This is a genomic window from Ralstonia flatus (assembly GCF_958439105.1).
GTDB lineage: Bacteria > Pseudomonadota > Gammaproteobacteria > Burkholderiales > Burkholderiaceae > Ralstonia > Ralstonia flatus.
In genome coordinates, this window is sequence record NZ_CAUDLI010000009.1 from 219,499 (window position 1) to 239,580 (window position 20,082).

General features: G+C 63.5%; 19 protein-coding genes. 14 read left to right on the plus strand and 5 right to left on the minus strand.

Going from position 1 to position 20,082, the window contains the following annotated elements:
• The first annotated feature begins 20 nt into the window (after positions 1 to 20).
• Both R2676_RS20080 and R2676_RS20085 read left to right on the plus strand, forming a co-directional pair.
• Positions 21 to 1,283: a YeaH/YhbH family protein gene (locus R2676_RS20080; RefSeq protein ID WP_206275242.1), complete on the plus strand. Its 1,263-nt coding sequence runs from the start codon at positions 21 to 23 to the stop codon at positions 1,281 to 1,283.
• 114 nt (positions 1,284 to 1,397) lie between these two features.
• A complete protein-coding gene (locus tag R2676_RS20085) occupies positions 1,398 to 2,906 on the plus strand; it encodes a SpoVR family protein (RefSeq protein ID WP_206275243.1) in 1,509 nt (502 codons plus the stop codon).
• Positions 2,907 to 2,996: 90 nt separating this feature from the next.
• Here R2676_RS20085 and R2676_RS20090 read toward each other — a convergent pair whose 3' ends face one another.
• Positions 2,997 to 3,275 carry a DUF1488 family protein gene (locus R2676_RS20090; protein WP_102067569.1) on the minus strand — a complete coding sequence of 93 codons (279 nt, stop codon included), beginning with the start codon at positions 3,273 to 3,275 and terminating at the stop codon, positions 2,997 to 2,999.
• A gap of 167 nt (positions 3,276 to 3,442) precedes the next feature.
• A complete protein-coding gene (locus R2676_RS20095) occupies positions 3,443 to 4,102 on the minus strand; it encodes a response regulator transcription factor (protein ID WP_027681145.1) in 660 nt (219 codons plus the stop codon).
• 248 nt (positions 4,103 to 4,350) lie between these two features.
• On the opposite strand from R2676_RS20095, the gene R2676_RS20100 reads away from it, so the two are divergent.
• The 4 genes from R2676_RS20100 (at position 4,351) to R2676_RS20115 (ending at position 6,870) form a co-directional block, all read left to right on the plus strand.
• Positions 4,351 to 5,019 (plus strand): DUF2589 domain-containing protein, encoded by a 669-nt coding sequence (locus R2676_RS20100; RefSeq protein WP_206275244.1) that lies wholly within the window; start codon positions 4,351 to 4,353, stop codon positions 5,017 to 5,019.
• 108 nt (positions 5,020 to 5,127) lie between these two features.
• Positions 5,128 to 5,877, plus strand: a complete 750-nt coding sequence (locus R2676_RS20105) for a DUF2589 domain-containing protein (protein WP_206275245.1) — start codon at positions 5,128 to 5,130, stop codon at positions 5,875 to 5,877.
• A complete protein-coding gene (locus tag R2676_RS20110; protein ID WP_012762196.1) occupies positions 5,867 to 6,319 on the plus strand; it encodes a lysozyme in 453 nt (150 codons plus the stop codon). Before R2676_RS20105 ends, R2676_RS20110 begins: the two co-directional genes overlap by 11 nt.
• A gap of 41 nt (positions 6,320 to 6,360) precedes the next feature.
• Entirely contained in the window at positions 6,361 to 6,870 is a 510-nt protein-coding gene (locus R2676_RS20115) for a hypothetical protein (RefSeq protein WP_206275246.1), read from the plus strand.
• A 17-nt stretch (positions 6,871 to 6,887) separates the two neighbouring features.
• Here the strand turns inward: R2676_RS20115 and rnhA are convergent, their stop codons facing one another.
• Positions 6,888 to 7,334 (minus strand): ribonuclease HI, encoded by a 447-nt coding sequence (rnhA, locus tag R2676_RS20120; RefSeq protein WP_009240904.1) that lies wholly within the window; start codon positions 7,332 to 7,334, stop codon positions 6,888 to 6,890.
• A 39-nt stretch (positions 7,335 to 7,373) separates the two neighbouring features.
• Complete coding sequence (locus R2676_RS20125) at positions 7,374 to 8,279, minus strand: class I SAM-dependent methyltransferase (RefSeq protein ID WP_206275247.1); 906 nt, start codon at positions 8,277 to 8,279, stop codon at positions 7,374 to 7,376.
• Between R2676_RS20125 and gloB the strand changes: the two genes are divergently transcribed.
• The 8 genes from gloB to R2676_RS20165 all read left to right on the plus strand — a co-directional run bounded on the left by gloB (position 8,278) and on the right by R2676_RS20165 (position 19,452).
• Positions 8,278 to 9,117, plus strand: coding sequence for a hydroxyacylglutathione hydrolase (gene gloB / locus R2676_RS20130; protein WP_027681150.1), 840 nt, complete (start codon positions 8,278 to 8,280; stop codon positions 9,115 to 9,117). The genes R2676_RS20125 and gloB overlap by 2 nt on opposite strands.
• Positions 9,118 to 9,255: 138 nt before the next feature.
• A complete protein-coding gene (locus R2676_RS20135; RefSeq protein ID WP_206275248.1) occupies positions 9,256 to 10,806 on the plus strand; it encodes a transglycosylase SLT domain-containing protein in 1,551 nt (516 codons plus the stop codon).
• Between the two features lie 144 nt (positions 10,807 to 10,950).
• Positions 10,951 to 12,852 (plus strand): propionate--CoA ligase, encoded by a 1,902-nt coding sequence (prpE, locus tag R2676_RS20140; protein ID WP_206275249.1) that lies wholly within the window; start codon positions 10,951 to 10,953, stop codon positions 12,850 to 12,852.
• Positions 12,853 to 13,197: 345 nt separating this feature from the next.
• Positions 13,198 to 14,334, plus strand: coding sequence for a glutamine-hydrolyzing carbamoyl-phosphate synthase small subunit (gene carA / locus R2676_RS20145; protein ID WP_206275250.1), 1,137 nt, complete (start codon positions 13,198 to 13,200; stop codon positions 14,332 to 14,334).
• A 21-nt stretch (positions 14,335 to 14,355) separates the two neighbouring features.
• Complete coding sequence (leuE, locus tag R2676_RS20150; protein WP_206275251.1) at positions 14,356 to 15,030, plus strand: leucine efflux protein LeuE; 675 nt, start codon at positions 14,356 to 14,358, stop codon at positions 15,028 to 15,030.
• A 16-nt stretch (positions 15,031 to 15,046) separates the two neighbouring features.
• Positions 15,047 to 18,292, plus strand: a complete 3,246-nt coding sequence (carB, locus tag R2676_RS20155; protein ID WP_206275252.1) for a carbamoyl-phosphate synthase large subunit — start codon at positions 15,047 to 15,049, stop codon at positions 18,290 to 18,292.
• A 195-nt stretch (positions 18,293 to 18,487) separates the two neighbouring features.
• Positions 18,488 to 18,964, plus strand: a complete 477-nt coding sequence (gene greA / locus R2676_RS20160) for a transcription elongation factor GreA (protein ID WP_027681156.1) — start codon at positions 18,488 to 18,490, stop codon at positions 18,962 to 18,964.
• A gap of 20 nt (positions 18,965 to 18,984) precedes the next feature.
• Positions 18,985 to 19,452, plus strand: coding sequence for a DUF4149 domain-containing protein (locus tag R2676_RS20165; protein ID WP_206275253.1), 468 nt, complete (start codon positions 18,985 to 18,987; stop codon positions 19,450 to 19,452).
• A gap of 58 nt (positions 19,453 to 19,510) precedes the next feature.
• Here R2676_RS20165 and R2676_RS20170 read toward each other — a convergent pair whose 3' ends face one another.
• The gene (locus R2676_RS20170) at positions 19,511 to 20,011 is read right to left on the minus strand and encodes a YhbY family RNA-binding protein (protein ID WP_024972561.1); all 501 of its coding nucleotides are present in this window, start codon (positions 20,009 to 20,011) and stop codon (positions 19,511 to 19,513) included.
• Between the last annotated feature and the right edge of the window lie 71 nt (positions 20,012 to 20,082).

The following is a 20,082-nucleotide window of genomic DNA, read 5'->3' on the forward strand; positions in this document are numbered from 1 at the left end:
TTCCAATCGAGGGCAGTTACATGGGCACGATCATTGATCGGCGGGAGAACGGTGGCGGCAAGAGCACCGTCAACAAGCAACGCTTCATCAAGCGTTACCGAGACCAGATCCGCCGCGCGGTGGCCAAGGCCGTGACGGGCCGCAAGATCATGGACATCGAGCAGAGCGGGCAGGTGTCCATTCCCGTGAAGGACATCTCGGAGCCCATGTTCCACCACGGCTCGGGCGGGCGCCGGGAGGGCGTTCACCCGGGCAACAAAGAGTTCATTCGCGGCGACAGCTTTGACCGCCCGCAGCAGGGCAGCGGCGGCTCAGGCTCGCAGGCCAGCGACTCGGGCGAGGGCGAAGACGATTTCATCTTCACGCTCTCGCGCGAGGACTTCCTTAACTTCTTCTTCGAAGACATGGCGTTGCCCGATCTTGCCAAGCGCAGCCTGGCCAAGATCGCCGAGGTGCGCAAAGTGCGCGCGGGTTTCTCGCTCGATGGCACACCGTCCAACCTGTCGATTCTGCGCACGATGCGCAGCTCGCTCGGTCGCCGTATCGCGTTGTCCAGCCCGTATCAGCGCCGCCTGCACGAGTTGGAACGCGAGTACAACGAAGAATTGGAAAACGACGGGCCCTACGGCGTACGCGCGCAAGAGCTGATGAAGGAGATGCGCCATCTGCGCTCCTGTCTCGATCGCGTCCCGTTCATTGAAAAGCTTGACCTGCGCTACAACAACCGCGTGATGCGTAAGCGCCCCCAGGCGCAGGCGGTGATGTTCTGCGTGATGGACGTGTCCGGCTCGATGGACGAATCGCGCAAGGACCTGGCCAAGCGCTTCTTCATGCTGCTTTATCTGTTCCTGAAGCGGAACTACGAACGCATCGACGTCGTCTTCATCCGTCACCACACCGTGGCCAAGGAAGTCGACGAAGAAGATTTCTTCCACTCGCGCGAGTCGGGCGGCACTGTCGTGTCGAGCGCACTCAAGCTGATGGCGGAAGTGATGCAGGAGCGCTATTCGCCAAGCCAATGGAACATCTATTGCGCGCAGGCTTCGGATGGCGACAACTGGGCAGGCGATTCGGAACTGTGCGCAAAGCTGCTGCGCGAAACGATCTTGCCCCTGACGCAGTATTACGCCTATGTCGAGGTGGTCTCCACGGAGCCCCAGAACCTGTGGGAGGAGTATCTTACGTTGAAGGCGGGGCACGAAAACTTCGCGATGCAGCGCATTCTCAAGGCGGATGAAATCTATCCGGTCTTGCACGAGCTGTTTCAGAAGCGCGCCGCCTGATCGCTGATCGGGCAGCAGCAGGTTGCTCAGGCCCGGCACCGCTGTGCAGTGACAGCGTGAGCCATGGCGAGCACGCCACCTGTGACCCTGTGTGATGGACCAACGGGAACGAGCATGGCCTACCTATCTACGGGCTCGGAGTGGACCTTCGAGCTGATCAGGCGCTACGACCAAAGCATCGCCCAGATTGCCGCAGACTTCGGTCTGGACACCTATCCGAACCAGATCGAGATCATCACCGCCGAGCAGATGCTCGACGCCTACGCGTCGTCCGGCTTGCCGCTGGGCTACAACCATTGGTCGTACGGCAAGCACTTCCTGGCGTCCGAACGCGGCTACCAGCGCGGCCTCATGGGGCTGGCCTACGAAATCGTCATCAATTCGAACCCCTGCATCGCCTACCTGATGGAGGAGAACACGATGCCGATGCAGGCGCTGACGATCGCGCATGCCTGCTATGGCCACAACTCCTTTTTCAAAGGCAACTACCTCTTCCGCACGTGGACGAACGCCGACGCCATCGTCGATTACCTGCTCTTCGCCAAAAACTACGTGGCCGAATGCGAGCAGCGCTTCGGCGAGCAGGAGGTGGAATTGCTGCTCGACTCCTGCCATGCGCTGCAGAACTACGGGGTGGATCGTTATCGGCGGCCCAAGAAGCTGTCGATCAATGAAGAGCAGGCGCGTCAGGCAGAGCGCGAGAAATACCTTGAAGCGCAGGTGAACGACCTGTGGCGCACGCTGCCGACGCACCGTGCCCGCGCGCTGGCAACGGCGGACGACATACCCGAACCCGATCCGCAATTCCCGCCGGAACCTGAAGAGAACCTGCTGTACTTCATCGAGAAGAACGCGCCCAAGTTGCAGCCTTGGCAGCGAGAGATCGTGCGCATCGTGCGCAAGATTGCGCAGTACTTCTACCCGCAGCGGCAGACCAAGGTGATGAACGAAGGCTGGGCCACCTTCTGGCATTACACGATCCTGCACAAGCTGTACGACGAAAAGCTCGTCAACGACGCCTTCATGCTCGAGCTGCTGCAGGCGCATACCAACGTGATCTACCAGCCGCCGTTCAACAGCCCGTACTACAGCGGCCTGAACCCGTACACGCTCGGTTTCCTGATGTTCCAGGACATCCGCCGCATTTGCGAATCCCCGGACGAAGAGGACTACCGCTGGGCGCCGGAGATTGCCGGCAGCGATTGGCAAAAGACGCTCGACTTCGCCATGCGCAATTTCAAGGACGAGAGCTTCCTCCTGCAGTTCCTCTCGCCGCGTGTGATCCGTGAGTTGAAGCTGTTCTCCGTGCTCGACGACGACCGCGACGCCAAGCTGCGCGTCACCGCCATCCACGATGACGATGGCTATCGCAAGATCCGCGAGTTGTTGGCTGGGCAGTACGACTTGTCGAACATCGAGCCCAACATCCAGGTGACCAACGTCGACGTGGGCGGGGATCGCTCATTGACGCTGCGCCACCTGCAAAGCAACCGCCGCCCGATTGGGCCGAACTACGAAGAGATGCTGCGGCACGTCGTGCGCCTGTGGGGCTTCACCTGCCGGCTTGAGGTGGTCTATGAAGACGGCCGACGCGAGATGAAGCACGAGTGCAAGCCTGATTAGCCCACGCCTGCTTCCACGAGGCCAGCCTTGCGCTGGCCTTCTTTTTGTCTGGCGCAGACGCGGATGTCGACCATGCTGCTCACGGCGCAGCTACATGCCGAAGCGGAAATGGCCGCTGCGCAGCACGATGTTGTGTGAGTCCGTCAGCTTGAACAGCGACCGCGCCATGTCCTCAATGGTGCCGCGATGCGATTCCATGGCTTGCAGCAGATCTTCCTGCCGCCACGAGCGCGCGCCGAAATGCTCTTCGAGCGCTTCCGCCGTCACCGCATAGCAGGCGAGGCGGCCGTCGACGCTGGCGGTGCAGGTCAGGGTGAGATCCGCGGCGCAATAGCGTGGCGGGCTGGCGTGGAATTCGATGGTTTCCATGGGCGGCCTCCATGAAAAGACGGCGATGCACCGTGCGCCGCCTTTCAACCAGTGTATGGCGTGGTCGCGTGAATGCAATGTCGCCGCTCAGTGTTTTCACCGGCGGCGTAACCTTGGCCCGCAACGTCTGACCACGGCGGCGGCCGCAAAGGCGGAGGCGAGCGGCGCTACATCGCACACATCTGCAGACGGGCAAGGCTCGCCTTGCAACGCGACAGCCACAGCGCTGCTTCCGTCCGATTGTTGACGCCGATCTGCCGGAACAGTGCGTACAGATGGTTCTTGATCGTGCCTTCAGCCACGTTCAGCACGCGACAGATCTGCTTGTTGGATTTGCCCTCTGCAAGCAGTTGCAGCACCTCATGCTGTCGCGGCGTGAGTCGGCGCCAAAGTTCTGCCGGGCTTTCTCCCGATGTTTGGCGCGGATCGTCGGGGTAGAGGTTGCTGATGGGCGGCAGGTACACCGCGCCGGAGGTAATGCGCTGCAGGGCTTCTAGCAGAACGTCGGCCGTGGCCTGCCGGTCGACCACGCCCGCGGCACCGAAGCGCAGCGCGTCGCCCACCACGTGCCGCCCGACTGCTTGCACCGTCAGCAACACGGGCACTTCGGGCAGCACCGCTTTCAACTCCGATAAACGTTGTCGTGCGTCGTCGTCTTCTGCGCTCCATTCCATGACGACGGCGCTGGGTTCGGCTTGCCTGCAAGCCGGTCCGATTTGCGCCGTGTAGTGCGTATCGATAAACACACCCTGTGCGTCGAGTGCATTCAATACATTGGACACACCTGCCGCAAAAAGCGGCAAGCTGTCGATTACCAGAATATTCATCGACCCCTCGTACTTCAGTTAATTGTTTTCAGCGAAACCGATTATTTTGTAGAGCGGGATCGATCCGGATGCATTGAAACGGAAGTTCAGTGCCGAAAGTCACGGGCTGGCTATCGCCATGTACTGGGCCGCTGTTCCGTGGCCTTGGCTGGGACTTTCGAGGCATCGAAGCCCGCAGGAAAAACTCTTACTTTGGATTCGGGCGCACAAACCTGCGCGTCCGAATAATTCAATCTGAGGAGTTTTAAATGGACAACGGACTTATCGGGTCGGTTATCAATGCGCTGCCGATTGACAAGATGATCTCTGCGCCGCTGCAGGCCATGATCGCAGCGCAAACCTCGGCGGCAAAATCCTATGCGGATTTTCTGTTGCAGGTCTGTATTCAGAACGGCAAAGCCGTTGCGGTGCAATTTGACTACGACGAAACCATCGTCGACGAGAAGGGCGTGTCGCAGGGCACGATCCAGAAGACGATGCGCATTCCGCTGCTGTGCGCGGTCGTGCATCCGGTGATCGCCATCGAGGAAGGCACGATCGACTTCGAGCTGGAGATCACGCAGTCAGAGAAGTCATCGTCCACCACCGAGGCAGAAGGGTCTTTCCAGGCCAAATTCGGCTGGGGCCCGTTCAGCGTGTCGGTGTCGGGCCGCGCTTCGCACAAGTCGGAGCAGACGCGCAGCACCGATACGCGCGCCAAGTACTCCTTCCACACCCAGGTCAAGCGCCAGAACCCGCCGGAAGCGCTGATGCGCGTGATGGAGTTCTTGACTGACGCGGCAACCAAGCCGGTGGTCGTCAAGGGCAAGGAGAACGACGTCAAGCCGCTGCCGGCCACGCCGACCGACGGCACGATGGTCGGCGAAAAGGTGCCGGCTGGCGGCAACGCTCCGGCGCCGGCTCCGGCAACGCCGTAAGCCGCCACGGCGACGGACGCCGGCCGGCCTCCCCACGGTCGGTGTCCTGATCGGTGCGCGCTTGCGCGCGCCGCCCATTGATCTGTTCGATTCGACCGACCCGACACCATGTTCAAACTCTTCAGCCGCCGCGGGCGTGACGATGGCCGTGCATCGTCAGCGCCCGCCACACCGCCAGCGCCCGCCGCCAGCGCGCCACCCACGCCACCTGTCTCTTCTGATGCCGCGCCGTTTACCGAGACGGCGTCCGATGCGTCTCCGCCGCCGCCACCGGGTTCTTCTCCGCCTGGCGGCGGTGGCAGCAACAGCCACGGTCATCCGGGCGTGAATGGCCTGACGCTGGACGACATCACGCGCGGCATGCAGCACGCCGCAGCCTCCGCCAACCAGATGCTCGCGCAGCAGTACACCACGCTACTCGACCAGTTTTTCGACGCCGACGAGAGCGGCACGCTGGTCGCCCGCGAGGTGGAACTTGCGCTCGACAGTCAGCACCGGCTGGCGCTGCCGCTGGTGTCGCTGGCGATGCCGCGCGGCCTCGCACTCGACGAAATGACGGTGAACATGACCGTGCGCAGCGACCTCGCCGAGGCCTTGCCCTTGCACGGCGCAGCCACCGGCGGTGTAGGCCGGTTCTACGTCTCGCTTGCGCCGCATTCCCAGCGTGAGACCGGCCGCGACAGCGAGCACATCGACATCGAAATGAGGTTCACCGCGCTGCAGCCGCCGGAAGCCGTGATGCGCGTGATCGACGAATACACGAATCGGCTCGTGCCAAGGCCCCTGCAGCCCAATGCCGCGGGTTCCGACGGCCCCGGCACGCCCAGCACGCCCCAGGAGAAAAGCGATGAGCACTGAGCACAACCCGCGCACCACAGGCGAGCGAGGCCTCGCGCTGATCAAGGAATCGGAGGGGCTGCGTCTGTCGACGTATCTGGACGCGGTCGGCAAACCGACCATCGGCTACGGCCACCTGATTCGGCCCGGCGAGACCTTCAATGGGCCGATCTCTCAGCAACAGGCCGAAGCGCTGCTGCGCAAGGACCTTGCCGACACCGAGCAGGGCATTGCGAAGGCCGTGCGCGTGTCGATCACGCAAGGGCAGTTCGACGCCCTGGCGTCGTTCGTCTTCAACCTGGGGGCGGGGCGGCTGCGCTCGTCGACGCTGCTGCGCAAGCTCAACGCGGGCGATTACGCCGGCGCGGCCAATCAGTTCCTGCTGTGGGACAAGGCCGGCGGCAAGCCGCTCAAAGGGCTGACGAAGCGTCGTCAGGCCGAACGCAAGCTGTTCCTGTCCTGATTCACCACCACGTTACTTCAACGTTCAACGGAGAAGCTCGCATGCATACCGAACCGATGTCCGTGATTCCCACCACCCGCCCACGCCGCCTGTATCGCGTATTGACGTGGCTTGCCGCCGCGGCGGTTGCGATCGGCATGTCCTACGCCCGCGCCGCCGACAATGCCGCGCCAACATGCGCCGTCGAAGCGGAGCGCATACGCAGCGAACTCGGCAAGCAGGATCTTCCGACATTCAACGATCAAGCCGGGGGCTACCTGGCCGACACGCTGAATCAGCTCTACGCCTATGGCACGTTGCCCAACCGTTACGTGCCGGAGCGCCAGGCCAACTGGGAGCCGGGCGCGAATCGCCCCGTCATGATGCAGAAGCGCAGCATCGGCGGTGATGCATGGGCGCAGACCGGTCTGCTGCAGGCGGATATCGACGATGGCCTTTCCAAGCGCGGCCCGCTGCGGCTGGTCTATGCGCAGGACGGCAAGCCGCAGTACGTGACGACCACCGCTGCAAATGCGCCGCAGATCCCGACGCAGCGTTGCGCGGGCAAGTGAGCGTGTGCGCGGCCGCGTCAGGCTTTTGCCTGACGCGCCATTTCGACGCCCTTGTTGGCCAGCGCATCAGCGCGCTCGTTGCCGGGGTGGCCGGCATGGCCCTTGACCCAGTGCCAGCTCACTTCATGTCCGGCGACGAGTTCATCCAGCGTGCGCCAGAGGTCGTCGTTCTTGACCGGCTTCTTGTCGGCCGTCTTCCAGCCGCGCGCCTTCCAGCCGGCCAGCCATTCGCTGATGCCTTTCTGGACGTACTGCGAATCGGTATAAACCTGCACCCGGCATGGCCGCTTCAGCGCGCGAAACGCCTCGATCACGGCCATCAATTCCATGCGGTTGTTGGTGGTCAGCGCTTCGCCGCCAAAGAGTTCTTTTTCGTGGCTGCCCGAGACGAGCACGGTGCCCCAGCCGCCAAGGCCGGGGTTGCCCTTGCACGCGCCATCGGAATAAACGGTGACTTCCTGCATTGAGAAACGATGGGTGATCAGTGAGTGGAATGGGCGCGCTCAGACGCCCGATTTGCCGTCACGCGCGGTGGCCGATGGCGTCTTGCTCGAATGCGAGCCCGAAGGGGTCGCGACCGGTGTACCGGCCGGCACCAGCGCCGGCGATTTGCGTGTCTTCCATGCCGGGCCGACCAAGCGTATGGTGCGCACGCGCTTGACGGCCTGCAGCATGTAGACCGCGCCGAAGATCGGCCACCAGCGGTCGCCGGCCTTTTCCATGAAGGCGGTGCGCTGCAGCCATTTGTCCGAGCGATTGGGCGGGCAGTAGCAGCCGAAACGGCCGCGCACGATATCAAATCCAAGCAGCTTGAGCCAGTCCTTCAGGCGCGTGAACGCAATCATCTGGCTCTGCGCGGGCAGAAACGATTCCGTGCCCAGGCGCCGCATGCCCTGTCGCATGCCCCATAGGCTGAGCGGGTTGAAACCGGTGATGACGAGACGCCCCTCCGGCATCAGCACGCGCGCCACTTCGCGCAGCACTTCGTGCGGATCGTCAGTAAATTCCAGCACGTGGGGCAGGGCGACGAGATCGATGCTCTGCGAAGCAAAGGGCAGTTCGTCATAGCGGCAGATCACGCGGGGCGTGGCTTGGCGCTGCGGCGTGTTGGCGTCCGGGTCTGCGTCGGCGGTATCGGCGGATTCTGCCGGGTTGCCGTCCATCGGGTCGAGCGTTTCGATGGGGGCTGTCGGATCGATGTCATCCACCACGCGGGCGATCAGCGGGATGCGGTTCTCGCGCAGCGCCCCAAAACCCGGGTGGCCCAACTGCAGCGCGTGATAGCCGAACATGTCGGCCACCGTGCGATCGAATTGAGCCTGCTCCCAGCGCAGGACATATTGCCCGGGCGGCGAAGCCAGCCAGTGGTGCCAATCTATAATGCGACGATCGTTAGAGGAGTCGGACATGGTCCAGGGTGGTGTGCCGCGTGGTGTAGCGCTTGAGGTGGAGGCGATCGCTGCGTTTACCGACAATTATATTTGGGCACTACACGATGGCCGTGTGGCTGCTGTCGTCGACCCGGGCGACGCGCAACCGGTGCTGCGCTTCCTGAAGGAGCGCGGGCTTGCGCTCGGTGCCATTGTAATCACACATCATCATGGCGATCACGTCGGCGGGGTGCGCGAACTGCTTGCGGCGTATCCGGAGAATCCCGAGGGAGCGCCGCTGCCCGTCATCGGCCCAGCCAACGAATCGATCCCGTGCCGCACGCAGGCCGTGCGCGAAGGCGATGTCGTCACGCTCGCGCAGCCGGCCGCCACCTTCCGGGTGCTCGATGTGCCCGGGCATACCAGCGGTCACGTCGCCTATGTGGGACACCTTCAGGGTAATGCCGCATCGGCGAGCCTGTTTTGTGGCGATACACTCTTCGCCACCGGTTGCGGCCGGCTTTTTGAAGGGACGCCCGCGCAGATGCGCGCGTCGCTGGCCAAGCTGGCGGCGCTGGCACCCGATACGCGTGTCTATTGCGCGCATGAATACACTGCATCGAATGTGCGCTTTGCGCGCGCAGTCGAACCTGGCAACGCCGACTTGGCCGCCTGGGAGGATGAGGTAACGGCGTTGCGGGCCGAGGGCCGCTCGACTGTACCCACGACCGTTGGCCACGAGCGGGCGACCAATCCCTTCATGCGATCGGATGACGCCAATGTGACGCAGGCCGTGGCAGGCCATGCGGGTATCGACGCCGATGATCCGGTTGCGATATTCGCTGCGTTGCGCCAGTGGAAGAACGATTTCCGTTGAGAAACCTTGGCGCGCGGTGATGGCGCGGCCAGATGTGATGCATCCAGCAGGCGCCCCGCCGGGTGAACGCGGGTTGACGCGGTCGGATGCGTTTCTTACTATCTGGGGCAATTTTTAGCCCTAACCCCATAGAACTTGATGCGATCCGTGCGACTTCTTGCGGCAACTGTGCTCAGTCTGCTCCTCGCGGCCTGTGCAACGGCCCCCGGGCCGAATGCCGACACGGCCAGCACCAGCGCCTCCACCGTCTCCGGCCAAGCCTCTGCGCCGGTCGTCAATATCGATCAGCAGCCCGTCGCGTCCCTGAAAGGGCCGGCCAAGGACCTCTGGGCGCGCATTCGCCAAGGTTTTTCCATGCCCGACCTGCAAAGCTCGGCCGTGGATGATCGTACCGACTGGTATGCGCAGCGCCCGGACGCCTTCCGCCGCATGGTGGACCGCTCCAACCGCTACCTGTATCACATCGTCGAAGAGCTGGAGCGGCGCAACATGCCTACCGAGCTGGCGCTGCTGCCGTTCGTGGAAAGCGCGTTCAACCCGCAGGCGGTGTCGAGTGCCAAGGCTGCCGGAATGTGGCAGTTCATCCCGAGCACCGGCCGAACCTACAACCTCAAGCAGAACGTTTTTCAGGACGAGCGCCGCGATGTGCTGGCCTCGACCGACGCCGCGCTCGACTATCTTTCCAAGCTGCACGACCAGTTTGGCGACTGGCAACTCGCGCTCGCTGCCTATAACTGGGGCGAAGGCGCGGTGGCGCGGGCGATTGCGCGCAACCAGGCCGCCGGCCTGTCGACCGATTACGTCAACCTGAACATGCCCGCCGAGACGCGTATGTACGTGCCCAAGCTCCAGGCGGTGAAGAACATCATCGCCAATCCGGAGCGCTATGGCGTCACGCTGCCCGAGATTCCGAATCATCCCTATTTCGTCACCGTCACCACGTCACGTGATATTGATGTGACGCTGGCAGCCAAGCTGGCGAATCTGCCGATGGATGAGTTCAAGGCACTGAACCCGTCGTTCAACCGGCCGGTGATCCTCGGCGCGTCGAACCCGCAGATTCTTCTGCCGTACGACAACGCGGAAACGTTCCAATACAACCTCAACACCTATCGCGGCGGTCTTTCGAGCTGGACGGCCGTGACGGTCGGCAACCGCGAGCGTGTGGAGGCGCTGGCGGCCAGGCTCAAGGTCGACCCCGACACCATTCGCGAGATCAACCGCATTCCGAAGGGCATGCGCTTGAAGGCGGGCTCCACCGTGGTGGTGCCGCGGGTGGACGGTGCGCAGGAGAACGCGCCCGACATCAGCCCCGAACTTGCCGAGAACGCCACCATGGCGGTCGAGCCCGACATGCCCGACCTCAGGAAGGTGGTGGTGCGGGCGGGCAAGCGCGACACGGTGGCGGGTCTGTCGCGGCGCTACGGCGTATCGGTTGCCCAGATTCGTGCGTGGAACCAGTTGCCTGGCGACGCCATCCCGAAAGGGCACAGCGTCGTGCTGATGCTGCCGCAGGCGCGCGGTGGCAGTCGTGGCGGGCACGTGCGTGTCGTGCGCGTATCGGCCACAACGTCGCGCGCCGCAACGGCAACACCGCGCGTGCCGACCGCGAAGGTGGCCGGCAAGCCGGTGGTCAAGGCGAAACCGGTGGCCACCTCATCCAGTTCGGTCAAGCGCAAGAAGCGCTGAGGCTGGCAAGAAGCGGCGTCCTGCGGGGCGCCGTTTTGTTTTTGAGGGCGGCGGTAAGACGTGCGTAAGTTGGCCGCCGCACAGTAGGCGCATCCAGCACATCCAAGATCGAGCCGTCGCACACGATGGCCAGGAGACAACGTCATGCCCATGTCCGCCGCTTACCGCGCGCTGTATCAGCGTTCCATTGACGATCCCGCAGGTTTCTGGGGCGAGCAGGCCCAGCGCATCGACTGGCAGACGCCGTATTCCGCAGTCCTCGACGATTCGCGCCTGCCGTTTGCCAAGTGGTTCGTGGGCGGACGCACCAACCTATGCCACAACGCCGTCGATCGGCATCTCGCCACGCGCGGCGAACAGGCGGCGCTCGTGTACGTCTCCACCGAAACCGGTGTCGAGACGACGTACACGTATCGCCAGCTCCATCGCGAGGTCAACCGCATGGCGGCGAGCCTGCAGGCGCTGGGTGTCAAGCGCGGCGACCGCGTGCTGATTTACCTGCCGATGATTCCCGAAGCCGCGTTCGCCATGCTGGCCTGTGCACGCATCGGCGCGATCCATTCGGTGGTGTTCGGCGGCTTTGCCTCCAACAGTCTCGCCACGCGCATCGACGACGCCACGCCGCGCGTGATCGTCAGTGCGGATGCAGGCTCGCGCGCGGGCAAGGTGGTCGAGTACAAACCGTTGCTCGACGCTGCGATTGAGCTGGCGGCGCACAAGCCCGAGCGCGTGCTGCTCGTCGACCGCAAACTCGCGCCCATGCAGCACAACGCGCGCGACGTCGATTACGCAACGCTGGCCGCGCAGCATGCCAATGCCGATGTGCCGTGCGAATGGATGGAATCCAGCGAGCCCTCATACATCCTCTACACCTCCGGCACCACGGGCAAACCGAAAGGCGTGCAGCGTGATACCGGCGGCTATGCGGTGGCGCTGGCGGCGTCGATACCGCTCATTTTTGGCGCCCAGCCTGGCGACACGATGTTCACCGCATCCGATGTCGGCTGGGTGGTAGGACACAGTTACATCGTCTATGCGCCGCTGCTCGCGGGCCTGACGACGGTCATGTACGAAGGCACGCCAATCCGCCCGGACGGCGCCGTCTGGTGGCGCATCGTCGAGCAATACCGCGTGAACGTGATGTTCACCGCGCCGACGGCCATTCGTGTGCTCAAGAAACAGGATCCCGCGCTGCTGCAGCGGCACGACCTGTCGAGCCTGCGCCGCCTGTTCCTTGCCGGCGAGCCGCTGGACGAGCCCACCGCAAGCTGGATCGGCGAAGCGCTGCACAAGCCCATCGTCGACAACTACTGGCAGACCGAGACGGGCTGGCCGATGCTGGCGATTCCGCAAGGTGTCGAGCCTTCCATGCAAAAGCTCGGCTCGCCGGGCTTCCCGGTCTATGGCTACAAGCTCGATATCCTGGACGAGACCACCGGCGAGCCGTGCGCCCCGGGCGAGAAGGGCCTGCTGGCCGTTGCGGCGCCGCTGCCGCCGGGCTGCATGACCACCGTCTGGGGCGACGACGCCCGCTTCCTGAAGACGTACTGGTCGGCGTTTCCTGGTCGGCACATCTATTCCAGCTTCGACTGGGGCGTGCGCGACGAGGAGGGCTATGTGACCATCCTCGGCCGCACCGACGATGTCATCAACGTGGCCGGCCACCGCCTCGGAACGCGCGAGATCGAAGAAAGCCTGTCGTCGCATCCCGCCATCGCCGAGGTGGCTGTGGTGGGCGTGGCGGACCAGCTCAAAGGGCAGGTGGCGATGGGGTTTGCCATCGTGCGTGACGCTTCGCGCATTGCCGAGCCCGCAGGGCGCCTGGCCCTCGAAGGCGAACTGATGCGCACGGTGGAGGCGCAGCTCGGCGCCGTGGCGCGGCCCTCACGGGTGTTTTTTGTCGGCGCGCTGCCCAAAACGCGCTCCGGCAAACTGCTACGCCGCGCAATGCAGGCGGTGGCGGAAGGGCGCGACCCTGGAGATCTGACCACCATCGAAGATCCCACGGCGCTGGCCCAGGTCCAGGCTGCTCTGCGAGGCGAGTAGGGGGCGCTGCAAAGTGACTTTCTCGGCAGCTCTGGGCCACACCTGCCGGCTTCGTGAGACGCCGGAATTCGGAGGCTGCACGCCGTTAAGTCCTTCCTTTCATTGAGTTTTTTGCAGCGCCGGGGTATACTCGTCGGGTTTGAGTTCAGAAACCCATCACCCTAGCGCCAACCGCTTCCTACCTCCCGCCTACCGCCCCGTCTGCCTCGCTTCTCGGTGATTTCTGGTGAGTTCTGTCCCAGCCCCGACTCGACGCGCAAACGGTCAGGATTCCGCGCAGCCGGAATACCGCTTTGGCGCCAAGGTGATCAGGTCGGCACAGGGTGAATCCAGCAGGAGCTACCCGTGTTGCCGTCTTTCCCGCCCGCCATTCTCGCGCTTGCAGACGGCACGGTCTTTCGTGGCTATTCCATCGGTGCGGCCGGTCATACGATCGGCGAAGTGGTGTTCAACACCGCGATCACCGGCTATCAGGAAATCCTTACCGATCCGAGCTACTCGCGCCAGATCGTCACGCTCACGTACCCGCATATCGGTAACGTCGGTGTGAACCGTGAGGATGTCGAAGCCACGAAAGTCCATGCCGCCGGTCTCATCATCAAGGATCTGCCGATCCTGGCGTCGAACTTCCGCAAGGAGCACTCGCTCTCGCACTACCTCAAGGGTGAGAAGGTCGTCGCCATTGCCGGCATCGATACCCGCAAGCTGACCCGCATCCTGCGGGAGAAGGGCGCCCAGAACGGCTGCATTCTCGCGGGCGAAGACAACGTGCAGAAGGCCATCGACCTTGCGCGCTCGTTCCCGGGCCTGTCGGGTATGGATCTGGCGAAGGTCGTGTCCGTGACCGAACCGTACGAGTGGACCCAGACCGAATGGGCGCTGGGTCGCGGCTACGGCAAGCAGGAAGCCCCGAAGTACCACGTGGTCGCATACGACTTTGGCGTCAAGTTCAACATCCTGCGCATGCTGGCCGAGCGCGGCTGCCGCGTGACGGTGGTGCCGGCGCAAACCAGCGCAGCCGACGTGCTGGCGCATAACCCGGATGGCGTCTTCCTCTCCAACGGCCCCGGCGATCCGGAACCGTGCGACTACGCCATCGCCGCTGCCAAGGAGTTCCTGGAGCGCCGCCTGCCGACGTTCGGCATCTGCCTGGGTCACCAGATCATGGGCCTGGCTGTCGGTGCCAAGACGCTCAAGATGAAGACCGGCCACCACGGCGCCAACCACCCGGTCAAGGATCTGCAGGACGGCCGCGTGGTCATTACCTCGCAGAACCACGGCTTTGCAGTCGACCCGGAATCGCTGCCGGCCAACGCACGCGTGACGCACGTTTCGCTGTTCGACGGCACGCTGCAGGGCTTTGAGCTGACGGATCGTCCGGCATTCTGCTTCCAGGGCCACCCGGAAGCGTCGCCCGGTCCGCACGACATCGCGTATCTGTTCGACCGCTTCACCGCGGCGATGGACGCAGCCAAGCAGTAAAGCAACGAGAGCGCATCCGCCATGAACGCCTTCATGCTCGCCCACTTCGGCATCACCGAGTTCTGGACCTTCCTGCTCGGCACGATCTTCATCGTGCTGCTGCCGGGGCCGAACTCGATGTACGTGCTGTCGGTGGCGGCCCGCCGCGGTGTGCGCGCGGGCTACCAGGGCGCGTGCGGCGTGTTTTTGGGCGATGCCATCCTGATGGTGTTGTCGGCAGCGGGCGTCGCTTCGCTGTTGAAGGCGAGTCCGGCGCTGTTCTACGTCGTGAAGTACATCGGTGCGGCCTACCTGGCGTGGATCGGCCTGCAGATGCTGCGCGGCGCGGTGCGCAATTGGCGCGTGCGCAAGGCCGGCGAGTCCGTTGCAGAAGACGCGGCGCCGGCCGATGAGTCGCACCCGTTCAAGAAGGCGCTGATCATCAGCCTGCTGAACCCGAAGGCGATCCTGTTCTTCATCTCCTTCTTCATCCAGTTCGTCGATCCGCACTACGCGCTGCCGGTGGTGTCGTTCGTCGTGCTGGGGCTGGTCTGCCAGATCTGCAGCTTCCTGTACCTGACCACCATCATTTTCGTGGGCGCGCGGCTGGCCGCGGCGTTCCGCGCGCGACGACGTTTGTCTGCCGGTATGAGCAGCGGCGTCGGCGCCATGTTTATCGGCTTTTCCGCCAAGCTGGCGACGGCCACACTGAATTAATCGAATCGAGCGGGTTATGCCAAAACGTACAGATATCAAAACCATCCTGATCATCGGCGCGGGTCCGATCATCATCGGCCAGGCGTGTGAATTCGATTACTCCGGCGCGCAGGCTTGCAAGGCGCTCCGTGAAGAAGGTTTCAAGGTGGTCCTGGTCAACAGCAACCCGGCCACGATCATGACCGACCCCAACACGGCCGACGTGACCTACATCGAGCCGATCACCTGGGAAGTCGTCGAGCGCATCATCGCCAAGGAGCGCCCCGACGCGATCCTGCCGACGATGGGCGGCCAGACCGCGCTGAACTGCGCGCTGGACCTGCATCGCCATGGCGTGCTGAAGAAGTACAACGTTGAGCTGATCGGCGCATCGCCCGAGGCCATCGACAAGGCCGAAGACCGCCAGAAGTTCAAGGACGCGATGACCAAGATCGGTCTCGGTTCGGCCAAGTCGGGCATCGCACATTCGATGGACGAAGCCGTGGCCGTGCAGTCGCAGATCGCCAAGGAAACCGGCACGAGCGGCTACCCGATCGTGATCCGCCCGTCGTTCACGCTGGGCGGCACGGGCGGCGGCATCGCCTACAACCGCGAAGAATTCGAAGAGATCTGCAAACGCGGTCTCGACCTCTCGCCGACCAACGAGCTGCTGATCGAAGAATCGCTGCTCGGCTGGAAGGAATACGAGATGGAAGTCGTGCGCGACAAGGCCGACAACTGCATCATCGTCTGCTCGATCGAAAACCTGGATCCGATGGGCATCCACACCGGTGACTCCATCACCGTGGCGCCGGCGCAGACGCTGACCGACAAGGAATACCAGATCCTGCGTAACGCCTCGCTGGCCGTGCTGCGCGAGATCGGCGTGGATACCGGTGGCTCGAACGTGCAGTTCTCGATCAATCCGAAGGATGGACGGATGATCGTGATCGAAATGAACCCGCGTGTGTCGCGTTCGTCGGCGCTGGCGTCGAAGGCCACCGGTTTCCCGATCGCCAAGGTCGCTGCCAAGCTGGCCGTGGGTTACACGCTGGACGAGCTGAAGAACGAAATCACCGGCGGTGCGACCCCGGCGTCGTTCGAGCCGTCGATCGACTACGTGGTCACCAAGGTGCCGCGTTTCGCGTTCGAAAAATTCCCGCAGGCCGACAGCCACCTGACCACGCAGATGAAGTCGGTCGGTGAAGTGATGGCCATGGGCCGGACCTTCCAGGAATCGTTCCAGAAGGCACTGCGCGGCCTGGAAGTCGGCGTGGACGGCCTAGACGAAAAGTCCACCGACCGCGACGAGATCATCGAAGAGATCGGCGAAGCCGGTCCGGACCGCATCTGGTATCTGGGCGACGCGTTCCGCCTGGGCCTGTCGATCGACGAGGTTTACGCCGAGACGTCCGTGGATCCGTGGTTCCTGGCCCAGATCGAAGACATCGTCAAGACGGAAGCACTGGTAAAGGCCCGCACGCTGGAAAGCCTGTCGGCTGCCGAGCTGCGTCTGCTCAAGCAGAAGGGTTTCTCCGACCGCCGCCTTGCCAAGCTGACCAAGACGACCGCCAAGGCCGTGCGCGAAAAGCGTATCGCCGAGAAGGTGCGTCCGGTCTACAAGCGCGTCGACACCTGCGCTGCTGAATTCGCGACCAACACGGCCTACCTGTACTCGACGTACGAAGCCGAGCATGGGGAGTGCGAAGCCGAACCGACCAGCAACAAGAAGATCATGGTTCTGGGCGGTGGCCCGAACCGGATCGGCCAGGGTATCGAGTTCGACTACTGCTGCGTGCACGCCGCGCTGGCACTGCGCGAAGACGGGTACGAGACCATCATGGTCAACTGCAACCCGGAAACCGTCTCGACCGATTACGACACGTCCGATCGCCTTTACTTCGAGCCGGTGACGCTGGAAGACGTGCTCGAAATCGTCGACAAGGAAAAGCCTGTCGGCGTGATCGTGCAATACGGCGGCCAGACGCCGCTGAAGCTCGCGCTGGACCTGGAGGCCAACGGCGTGCCCATCATCGGCACGTCGCCGGACATGATCGACGCGGCCGAAGACCGTGAGCGCTTCCAGAAGCTGCTGCACGAGCTGGGCCTGCGCCAGCCGCCCAACCGCACCGCGCGCGCCGAAGACGAAGCGCTCAAGCTGGCCGAAGAAATCGGCTACCCGCTGGTGGTGCGTCCGTCGTACGTGCTGGGCGGCCGCGCGATGGAAATCGTGCACGAGCCGCGCGACCTCGAGCGCTACATGCGCGAAGCCGTGAAGGTGTCGAACGACAGCCCCGTGCTGCTCGACCGCTTCCTGAACGACGCGATCGAATGCGACGTGGATTGCCTCTCCGACGGCAAGCGCGTGTTCATCGGCGGCGTGATGGAGCACATTGAGCAGGCCGGCGTGCACTCGGGCGACTCGGCTTGCTCGCTGCCGCCGTATTCGCTGTCGCAGGCGACCGTCGACGAACTGAAGCGCCAGACCGCCGCGATGGCCAAGGCGCTGAACGTGGTTGGCCTGATGAACGTGCAGTTCGCCATCCAGCAGAAGGGCGGCGAAGACATCGTCTACGTGCTGGAAGTGAACCCGCGTGCTTCGCGTACGGTGCCGTACGTTTCGAAGGCGACCGGTGTCCCGTTGGCCAAGGTTGCAGCTCGCTGCATGGCAGGTCAGTCGCTGGATTCGCAGGGTGTCGAGACGGAAGTCGTGCCGGCGTACTACAGCGTCAAGGAAGCGGTGTTCCCGTTCAACAAGTTCCCGGGCGTCGATCCGGTGCTCGGACCGGAAATGCGCTCCACCGGCGAAGTCATGGGCGTCGGCAAGACGTTTGGCGAGGCGCTCTTCAAGAGCCAGCTCGCCGCCGGTTCGCGCCTGCCCGAGAAGGGCACCGTGCTGATGACCGTCAAGGACAGCGACAAGCCGCAAGCCGTGGAAGTTGCCCGCGCGCTGCATACGCTGGGCTATCCGATCGTGGCGACGCGCGGTACCGCCTCGGCCATCGAAGCCGCCGGCATTCCGGTGCGCGTGGTCAACAAGGTGAAGGACGGCCGTCCGCACATTGTCGACATGATCAAGAACAGCGAGATCGCGCTCGTCTTCACGACCGTCGACGAGACGCGTGCCGCGATTGCCGACTCGCGTTCCATCCGCCAGGCTGCATTGGCGCAGCGTGTCACGTACTACACGACCATCGCCGGTGCGCGCGCCGCGGTGGAAGGTCTGAAGCACATGCAGCACCTGGATGTGTATGACCTGCAGGGCCTGCACGCCACCCTGTAAGCCCATCGTCAGGGCCCGCGACGCGGCATAGCGTCGCGGTGAACCGGCCTGAGAGGAGCAGTTGCCGCCTCCGGACGGTTCGCCTAAACTAGAGCGTCCGTGTCAAAACAACGACAGCCGCCGTCAGGCGGGTGTGCGCTACGCGCCCTCCCGCTTCGCAGCGGCTGATTTTTTTGTGATTCCGAATTACTTACGATGAGCACCATTCCGATTACCAAGCGCGGTGCCGAGATGCTGAAAGAGGAGCTTCAACGTCTGAAGACCAAGGAGCGTCCGGCCGTCGTCAACGCCATCGCCGAGGCACGTGCCCAGGGCGATCTGTCCGAAAACGCCGACTATGATGCCGCCAAGGAGCGCCAGGGCTTCATCGAAGGCCGCATCCAGGAAATCGAAGGCAAACTGTCTGCCGCGCAGATCATTGATCCGGCTTCGCTGGATGCCGACGGTCGCGTGGTTTTTGGCGCCACGATCGACCTGGAAGATCTGGACTCGGGCAAGCCCGTCACGTATCAGATCGTCGGCGATGACGAAGCTGATCTGGAAACCGGCAAGATCTCGATCAGCTCGCCGATCGCACGTGCGTTGATCGGCAAGTTCGAAGGCGATGTCGCTACCGTGGTCGCCCCGGGCGGCGAGCGCGAGTACGAAGTCCTGGCCGTCAAGTACCTCTAACCAGATCCGGGGCAACCACCATGCCGCAGCGCTTCTTCCAGTTGCTTGCCACGGTATGGTGCGGTTCGCTCTGGACCATCGGTTACATCGTCGCGCCGACGTTGTTCGCGATGCTGGAAGATCGCCAGTTGGCCGGCTCGATTGCCGGCCGGTTGTTTCATGCGGAAGCGTGGATCGGCCTGGCGACAGGGTGTTTGCTGCTGCTGGCTGCCACGACGCTGGTACGCCGCGGTGAGGTCGGCTACCGGCGGCTGCGCTGGCTTGTGCTGGCGATGCTGCTGTGTGTGCTGGTGGGCTACTTCGGCCTGCAGCCCTTCATGGCTTCGCTGCGCGCACAGGCCGATGCGCTTGGCGTGGCGGTGGGGGATTCGCCTTACCGCGCTCAGTTCGGCATGTTGCACGGCGTATCGAGCGTGTTCTATCTGGTGCAGAGCCTCTTGGGCTTGGCGCTGATCTGGAAGGCGGCCGGTGCTCGGCAAGCCGTCTGAGACCCAAAAAAAAAGACCGGCTGAAAAGCCGGTCGTTTTCTGTGCAGCCCCGATTGGATCAGGACAGCGCTTTCTTTTTCTGGCTGGTTTGACGCGGCTTTGCACGTTTGACGTTGCCGCCGGCCGTGACGCGTTCGTTGCCAAGGACGCTCAGTCGCACCGGCTTCGGACGGCGCGCGCTATTCGGGTTCGGCTTGCGCACGGTAACCGAGCGTGGACCGGCGCCCACCGTGGTCTTGCGCGGCGGCTTGAGGTCTCGCGGCTGGTTTTCCTTCAGGTAGGCCGGGCCTTCGCGCCAGATCACCAGCAGCTTGCCGATGTGCTGTACGGGGGCCGCCTGCAGGCGAGCGCAGATGGTGTCATAGAGTTCGATGCGCGCTTCGCGGTCATCGCCGAAGACGCGGATCTTGATCAGCCCGTGGGCCGCCAGCGAGCGGTCGATTTCGGCCAGAACGGCCTTCGTCAGACCCTCCGCACCGATGATGACGACCGGGTTCAACGCGTGCGCTTCGGAGCGCAGTTCCGATCGTTGGGCAGGGGTGAGGGTAAGGGCGGGCATAAATAAGGGCGAGATCGCGCAAAAAGACAAACGGCGCGTATTATCCGCCAAAACCAGTCCTGGCCGCCATG

Bases quoted from the DNA above. Each gene is read 5' to 3' on its own strand.
- R2676_RS20085 (WP_206275243.1), top strand. From the start codon at position 1,398: ATGGCCTACCTATCTACGGGCTCGGAGTGGACCTTCGAGCTGATCAGG.
- R2676_RS20105 (WP_206275245.1), top strand. From the start codon at position 5,128: ATGTTCAAACTCTTCAGCCGCCGCGGGCGTGACGATGGCCGTGCATCG.
- R2676_RS20115 (WP_206275246.1), top strand. From the start codon at position 6,361: ATGCATACCGAACCGATGTCCGTGATTCCCACCACCCGCCCACGCCGC.
- R2676_RS20165 (WP_206275253.1), top strand. From the start codon at position 18,985: ATGCCGCAGCGCTTCTTCCAGTTGCTTGCCACGGTATGGTGCGGTTCG.
- prpE (WP_206275249.1), top strand. From the start codon at position 10,951: ATGCCCATGTCCGCCGCTTACCGCGCGCTGTATCAGCGTTCCATTGAC.
- R2676_RS20095 (WP_027681145.1), bottom strand. From the start codon at position 4,102: ATGAATATTCTGGTAATCGACAGCTTGCCGCTTTTTGCGGCAGGTGTG.
- R2676_RS20090 (WP_102067569.1), bottom strand. From the start codon at position 3,275: ATGGAAACCATCGAATTCCACGCCAGCCCGCCACGCTATTGCGCCGCG.
- R2676_RS20080 (WP_206275242.1), top strand. From the start codon at position 21: ATGGGCACGATCATTGATCGGCGGGAGAACGGTGGCGGCAAGAGCACC.
- R2676_RS20110 (WP_012762196.1), top strand. From the start codon at position 5,867: ATGAGCACTGAGCACAACCCGCGCACCACAGGCGAGCGAGGCCTCGCG.
- carB (WP_206275252.1), top strand. From the start codon at position 15,047: ATGCCAAAACGTACAGATATCAAAACCATCCTGATCATCGGCGCGGGT.
- gloB (WP_027681150.1), top strand. From the start codon at position 8,278: ATGGTCCAGGGTGGTGTGCCGCGTGGTGTAGCGCTTGAGGTGGAGGCG.
- R2676_RS20135 (WP_206275248.1), top strand. From the start codon at position 9,256: ATGCGATCCGTGCGACTTCTTGCGGCAACTGTGCTCAGTCTGCTCCTC.
- leuE (WP_206275251.1), top strand. From the start codon at position 14,356: ATGAACGCCTTCATGCTCGCCCACTTCGGCATCACCGAGTTCTGGACC.
- R2676_RS20170 (WP_024972561.1), bottom strand. From the start codon at position 20,011: ATGCCCGCCCTTACCCTCACCCCTGCCCAACGATCGGAACTGCGCTCC.
- R2676_RS20125 (WP_206275247.1), bottom strand. From the start codon at position 8,279: ATGTCCGACTCCTCTAACGATCGTCGCATTATAGATTGGCACCACTGG.
- greA (WP_027681156.1), top strand. From the start codon at position 18,488: ATGAGCACCATTCCGATTACCAAGCGCGGTGCCGAGATGCTGAAAGAG.
- rnhA (WP_009240904.1), bottom strand. From the start codon at position 7,334: ATGCAGGAAGTCACCGTTTATTCCGATGGCGCGTGCAAGGGCAACCCC.
- R2676_RS20100 (WP_206275244.1), top strand. From the start codon at position 4,351: ATGGACAACGGACTTATCGGGTCGGTTATCAATGCGCTGCCGATTGAC.